The organism is Acidobacteriota bacterium (genome assembly GCA_016715115.1).
Taxonomy (GTDB): Bacteria; Acidobacteriota; Blastocatellia; order Pyrinomonadales; family Pyrinomonadaceae; genus JAFDVJ01.
Window position 1 is genome coordinate 39,445 of the sequence record JADKBM010000014.1, and the last position, 6,439, is coordinate 45,883.

Here is a 6,439-nt window from a genome sequence, read left to right on the forward strand (position 1 = left end):
TTACCTAAGCTCAGCCGCGAGATAGTCGCTGTAGAGCCGTCGCTGATCTTCTGTCGGGTTCTCGACCTTGACGATCGAGTAGTTCGCGCGGCCACGCCCCTCGAGCGTGATCTCAATGTCGCGCAACTGGTCAAAGCGAAAGACCGTCAGCCTGATCTTGTCGCCCGGTTTCTTCTCGTTCAGATACGACTGCAAAAACTGCTGACTCGCGCGCTGGCCATCGACCGCGACGATCTGATCGTTGACGTTCAATCCCTGCTCGAAAGCCGGTGTCCCGATGGGCACGCCCGAGACCGTCAGAGTCCCGCCCGCCTCTCGAAGTGTCGCGCCTAGGTAAGCGGTCTCCTTGCCGCGGCCCTCATTCAATCGCAGTCCGATGCCGCCGAGGATCGCATTGAAGTCGATCTCTTCGCGGCCGCGGACATATTTCGAAAAGAAGTCACCGAGCGACTTTCCGGCCATCAACTCGGCGGATTTCTGAAAGTCCTCGGGCGTGTAGTTCTTGTTCTTCTTGAAAAACTCGTCGTAAAGATGACGGAAAACGTCGTCGAGCGATTTCGCGCCCTTTGAAGCCGTACGAATCTCGATGTCGAGAACAAAACTCACGATATCGCCTTTGTCGTAATACGAGATCTGGTTATTGACCGAGTTCTCGTCGGGCCGGTAAAACTTTATCCAGGCGTCGAAACTCGCCTCTTCGAGACTGGTTTCGAAGCGTCCGGGACGTTCCTGCAATTGCTGGATCATCGACGCTTTCGCGGCAAGAAATTCTTTGTCGGTGATCAGTCCGGCGCGGCGCAGCAAAACGTTTTCGTAATAACTCGTCGTCCCCTCGGCGACCCACAGCAGACGCGTGTAATTCTCGTTCGAATAATCAAATGGCCCGAGCGCGTCCGGCCTGATCCGTTTTACGTTCCAAAGATGAAAAAACTCGTGCGCGACGAGGCCTATGAAATCGTTATGGCGGTCTCCGCCAAATCCGTTGCGGTTCCACTGAAGCGCGGTCGAATTCGAATGCTCAAGCCCGCCGCCGCCGCGAAGGTTAAGGATAAACGTGTAATCGGTGTAGGGCAGTTCGCCGAAGATCTGAAACGCCGCTTCAATCACTTTCGTCGTATCCCGCACGAGCTTTTGTGGATTGTAATTGCCTTCGCCGTTGATGACATACCGGTGCGGTTTGCCCTGAACCGTGAAGTTCAACTCGGTGTGATTGCCGATCTCAAAGGGCGAATCGTAGAGAACGTCGAAGTTTTCCGATTTGAAGACGTTCGTTTGACCGTCTACTTTCGGCAGCCCGGTCGCGACCTTCCAATCGCCGAACGGTACGACCGTAACCGTTGAAGCGGCACCGATCTGGCCTTTGGGGTGCATCAGCAGCGCCGCCGGACTGATGAACGCGTGGTCGGCATTGAGCTCGCTCGTGCGCACGGAAAGTTCGTTCGCATAAACGTTGTAACGCACGACGAGCTCTTTGGACCCTGAGGTCTCGACTGCCCAGGTATTCTTGTTCGACTTTTTCCAAACAAGTTTCGCGCCGCCCGGCGTTTCCGCCGAAAAAATCCTCGACGTGCCGCGCGTATTCGCGAATAAGGTAACTTCCCGGCGTCCAGACGGGCATCACGATCTCGGCCGTCGGCGGCATTTGCGCCCAACTGACGCGCATCTCGACCTCGAGCCGGTGCGTCCACGGTTTCGACATTCCAATCGTGAAACCGATCGCGGGCGGAACCGGTTTTATGTCAACGATCGGCGGTTTGGTCTTCGGCTTTTTGCGCTGAGCCGGCGATTCTTGATACATAGAAAAGAACACTACGATTGCAAGCAACCCTAAAACCTTTATTTTGTGCGATTTCTGCATTGAAGTGACAAACTCCCCAGGATCGGTTTCATTTCCCGTTATTCTACTACGTTAAGATAATTTGCTAAACTTTGGACCAGATGCATACGGAATCCGCCGAACAAAAGTTTTTCACCAAACCCCCTGTTGATCATCTTCCTGACGATCTTTCTTGATCTGCTCGGGTTCGGAATGGTCATCCCGCTTTTGCCGTTTTTTGCCCAGGATTTTCAGGCGACTCCGCTTGAGATCGGTTTGTTGGTATCGGTCTATTCGTGGATGCAGTTCTTCTTCGCGCCGATTCTCGGCAGTCTTTCGGACCGGACCGGACGGCGGCCCGTACTTTTCTTTTCGATCATCGGCTCCGGTATCGGTTATCTGATGATCGGCCTCGCCGGTTCGTTGGCGATGATGTTCGCCGGCCGTGTGCTCGGTGGGATCACCGGCGCCAACCTGTCGACGGCGCAGGCGTACATCGCCGATGTCACGACGCGCGAGAATCGCGCCAAGGGGATGGGCCTATTCGGTATGGCGTTCGGGCTCGGGTTCATAATGGGGCCGGCGATCGCTGGAATCCTGAGCAAATGGGGGCACGAGATCCCGTTCTTCGTGGCCGCCGGACTGAGTTTCCTGAACGCCGGGCTGCTTTACTTCATTCTGCCGGAATCACTGAAGCCGGGCGCGCCGGTCCGCGAAAGAAAGGGCCGATTGAGGGAACTGTTCGAATCGGTTCGCGATTCCTGATTCGCGTCCCTGACGCTGCAGTATTTTCTGCTTGTGATGGCGTTTTCGATGATGAACACGGCGTTTCCGCTCTACACCGGATTCAGTTTCGGCTACGACGCCGAGCACACCGGATATGTTCTCGCCTACGTTGGATTGCTGGCGGTCATAATGCAGGGCTATTTGCTCGACAAACTGTCGAAACGCTTTGGATTGACGCGGCTTGTGATCGCCGGAGTATTCATTTTACTGGTGAGTTTTCTTGCGGTCCCGTATGTTTCGGCGCAATCATTCGGGCTCATCGGATTGCTGATCGGCGCGGCCGGATTCGCCATCGGCAACGGGTTGTCGTCGCCATCGCTGACGGCGCTTGCGTCAAAGGTCGCGCACGAACACGAACAGGGCAAGGCGCTTGGCGTGATGCAATCGGCCGCGAGCCTCGCGCGTGCGGTCTCGCCGATGCTCACCGGTTATCTGCTCAACAACGCCGTCAATCAAGTCGACGCGGATTCGCTCAAGCGTAATTTCTGGACGGCCGCTGCGATTCTTTGGTGACGTTGTTTGTCGCCGTCTATTTTATGACGCACAACGAAGAGAAGAGTCTGAACGCATAGAGGCCGCTATTTCTTGTCTACCCAACCCCACGGCGCGGGCTGTGCCGGCGCCTCGGTTTTCAGATCAAATCTGATCGAAAAATATCGTTCGGTGCCAATTCGCCGGAGATTGTACGTGAAATGACTGCCCGCGACGAGATCGACCCACCAGACGTTGGTCGCCGCGGCGGCGATCACCTTTACCGTTTCTTCTTCGGCGGTAAACATCTGCCGGATAGCAGAACCGACGTTCGGCGATGTGCCGCCGTACATCGTCACTTTGTCGGGCGTTCCGTCTTCGTGCCGGTGATCGTGCTTGAGTTCGATCCGGCCGTTTTTCAGTTTCGTAAAGACCCAGGTCCGCGAGCGGTCCTCACCGACAAAGAACGGAACGAAAATGCGATTTTTGTCGCACCGACGGATATGCATCACAAGGTCCTTTCCCTTGAACGTCGTGTCGTCGGCCGGCGCCGCTTCGACTTTTCCGACATATGCTTTGCCGCAGAGTTTTGTTAGCTCGGCCCAGAATGAAACGCTTTGAGCCGGAATCGCTTGAGTAAGAATGAACAATAGCAGCAAGCCGATGGTGGTTTTCATACGATTCTCCCGGAATGGTTAAGTCCGTGCGCGCCAAAATGATAGCAAGTTGATTTGGAAAAGTTAACGGGCCGGCGTGCGGGAAAAAGCCGGGACAAGAAAAGAGGCACCGGAAATTTCGAGTTTCCGATGCCCCGAATAACCTTCAGTTCTCACTTTTCGTTCGTGAGATAGAAGTTCTGATCGGACAGTTCATCGCGAAGAAACAAAGTCAGCGCATTCGTTGAGAACGCGTACTTTTGCTGGCGATGGACACATTGTAAACCACGCCTGTTGGAAGATCCGTAAGCGAATAGTATCCCAACGAATTCGTTCGCGTTCTGAAAACACCGCCATTCAGCGTGTCGACAGCCGAGATCGAGATGTTTGGAAGACCAATGTTGTTTAAGTCAACTACGTAGCCGCTTATCGAAGCGTTCGCCGAATTGATGATCGGGTTTGAAATTGGCGCGACCTTGCGTTCCACGGAATCGCGACTTGCCGGTGTTGTCAACTCGGTTTCGGGATCGGCGACGAGTCTCGCTCCGACGACATCGCCGTCGAGTGTCAACCTGAAGTCATTGTTCGAGAAATGGAAACTCTTGTGGCGAAGCGTCACGATGTGCAAGTCACCCACCGTCAACCCCTCGAGCGCAAAGTTGCCAAACGAATTGGTAACTGCCGAGGCGACCTCCATCGTCGAGACATTCAGGGCCGAGATGGTCACGCCGCGAATGCCGATGCCTTCCGCCGTGTAAACCGCTCCGGAATACGACGCTTCGGCGGCCGTCGGTGCGTTGATTCTGAGACAGGTAGGATCGATTCCAGGGGTCTGGAATGTTTCCGATGGCCCTGTACAGCCAATGCCGGCCTCGCCCTGGCAGATCGACGTCGACGGAGCGACGACACCGCCCTGTGTGGTGACAACCGTACCGTCAAGCGTATCCGAGCGTACGCCGGAACCGGACACGTTCGTGCCGGTTGCCAGCGGCCAGTTCAGGATCGTGCCGTAATAGGCGCTGTTGATCGTCGTCCTGATGGTCACCGCGATTCGTCCGTTAACCCCGAGCACCGCGCCCGGAGCCAAAAGATTCGTATTCGCCCCTGATTCCCGTATAAGAATCGTTGCGGACCGCGATCGTCCCGGTGCCTGTTGCCGTCACCGTGACCGCGCTGGGCGCGGTTCCGGCCAGCGTAATATCGGACTGGAGAACATCCGCGATCTGAAAATTGGCCGCCGCCGCGAGACCCGTGTTGACATAGTTTATCGTCCACGTCACCGTGTCGTTCGGGCTCAATCCGGTCGGCGGAACGTCGGTCGTCAGCGCTACCCACTTGTAGCCGAAGATCGTCGGGAGGTCGAGTCCGCACGTCACCGGCCGTGAAGGCGGAACGAACAACGAGTTCAAATACATTCGTCGTCCGTTGATGTTCGTAAGGTCGGACGAAGTGCCGCGCGTGTAGTCGTGGCCGCCCATTTCAAAGACATAGCCGCCGCCAAGTCCGGTGTTTCCGACCTGCGAGACGGTTGCGATATACACGTCGTCGTTGCTGCCAGTGTGCCGCGCCGCGATCAGTGTTCCGTTCTGGAAGACCGAACCGCTGGCGAGCGAATAGTCGGTGATCGCACCGTCCTGCTCGCCGTTCAGATTTCCGCGGAACTGGCCGAATGGCATCGCGCCGTTCGATATGCCGGTGCCGTTAACATCCGAGCCGTCGTTGGTTCCAAAACGCTATAGCCCAAGGTCGCCTGAAAGCGCCTGTATGTAGCGTTGTTCTCGAACGTATTGATCGACGCGCATTGAAGCAACAAGTTGGCGCTGCTTTCGACAAAGCGCGGTAGCCGCTGACCCATTGGGTCGACGTCGAGTGCGCTTGAGTGGGGATCGTAAAACACGAACCTACATTGATCGTCGAATCATCGACGGCCGCATAATATGCGCTGCCGATGCCGGCCGAATTCAGCAGCAATTGCAAACAAGCGTTCCGAAACCGCCGCCGTCGGGGCCGATCGCGATCCGCGGCTTATGTGTCAGCGTGTAGCGGATATCGATCGTTGCCGACGCGGTCGTTTTGATAGACCGTGACATCATCCGTGGTTCCGGAAATGATGTTGTTGAAAGCGGTCACAACCGGCTTGGTAATGACCGCCGTATTCCGGCGAGATGATGAACGGCCCCGCCGGAAAAATCGACGTTCGTTCCGGAGGCCGACTGGGTATTGCCGGAATATCGGTGAAGAAGCCTGCGGTAAAGTCCTCATCAACCTTCGCTTTACCGGGTTTTGTTGCCCATTTGATTGGAACATTGTTCTGCAGAAGGTAGTTTGGCGTCCGCATGACTCAGGTTGAACGTCGTTCCGGACGAATTTCCCTGATGAACATTGTCCATCGGAATGATCAAAGCTCCTGTCGCGATAACCTCTTGCAGGACAGAACTGGCCTTGACGGAGGCTGAGAGAATGTGCTTCCTGCAAACATAAGAATAGCCAATCCGGATAGCAAAGCCCAAAACCCCGGATTGCGTGAACATAAATCTCCTTTCGGTTTGGAGTAGTCATCTTACTCACCTCCTAACATTAAGTGGTAGTTACACCCTACATTCAGGGCAAGGATGCCATCTTTGAAACAGGGCGGAATTGCGGGATTTTGGAGATTTCTAAGTTTCTGGCGATGAAAAAGGGTGATTCTCACTGCTTGGTGGGAATATCA

General features: G+C 55.3%; 7 protein-coding genes. 2 read left to right on the top strand and 5 right to left on the bottom strand.

The features are described 5' to 3' along the window. Positions 1-1,371, bottom strand: coding sequence for a M61 family metallopeptidase (locus IPN69_17650; protein ID MBK8812538.1), 1,371 nt, complete (start codon positions 1,369-1,371; stop codon positions 1-3). A 613-nt stretch (positions 1,372-1,984) separates the two neighbouring features. On the opposite strand from IPN69_17650, the gene IPN69_17655 reads away from it, so the two are divergent. Continuing rightward, a complete protein-coding gene (locus IPN69_17655; protein MBK8812539.1) occupies positions 1,985-2,581 on the top strand; it encodes an MFS transporter in 597 nt (198 codons plus the stop codon). A 36-nt stretch (positions 2,582-2,617) separates the two neighbouring features. Next, on the top strand, positions 2,618-3,115 hold the full coding sequence (locus tag IPN69_17660; protein MBK8812540.1) for an MFS transporter: 498 nt from the start codon (positions 2,618-2,620) through the stop codon (positions 3,113-3,115). A 65-nt stretch (positions 3,116-3,180) separates the two neighbouring features. On the opposite strand, the gene IPN69_17665 is transcribed toward IPN69_17660, so the two are convergent. The 4 genes from IPN69_17665 to IPN69_17680 all read right to left on the bottom strand — a co-directional run bounded on the left by IPN69_17665 (position 3,181) and on the right by IPN69_17680 (position 6,067). Next, positions 3,181-3,750, bottom strand: a complete 570-nt coding sequence (locus IPN69_17665) for a hypothetical protein (protein MBK8812541.1) — start codon at positions 3,748-3,750, stop codon at positions 3,181-3,183. Between the two features lie 211 nt (positions 3,751-3,961). Continuing rightward, positions 3,962-4,816, bottom strand: coding sequence for a carboxypeptidase regulatory-like domain-containing protein (locus IPN69_17670; GenBank protein MBK8812542.1), 855 nt, complete (start codon positions 4,814-4,816; stop codon positions 3,962-3,964). After that, positions 4,788-5,405, bottom strand: coding sequence for a hypothetical protein (locus IPN69_17675; GenBank protein ID MBK8812543.1), 618 nt, complete (start codon positions 5,403-5,405; stop codon positions 4,788-4,790). Before IPN69_17675 ends, IPN69_17670 begins: the two co-directional genes overlap by 29 nt. A 413-nt stretch (positions 5,406-5,818) precedes the next feature. After that, positions 5,819-6,067, bottom strand: a complete 249-nt coding sequence (locus IPN69_17680; protein MBK8812544.1) for a hypothetical protein — start codon at positions 6,065-6,067, stop codon at positions 5,819-5,821. Positions 6,068-6,439: the final 372 nt, after the last annotated feature.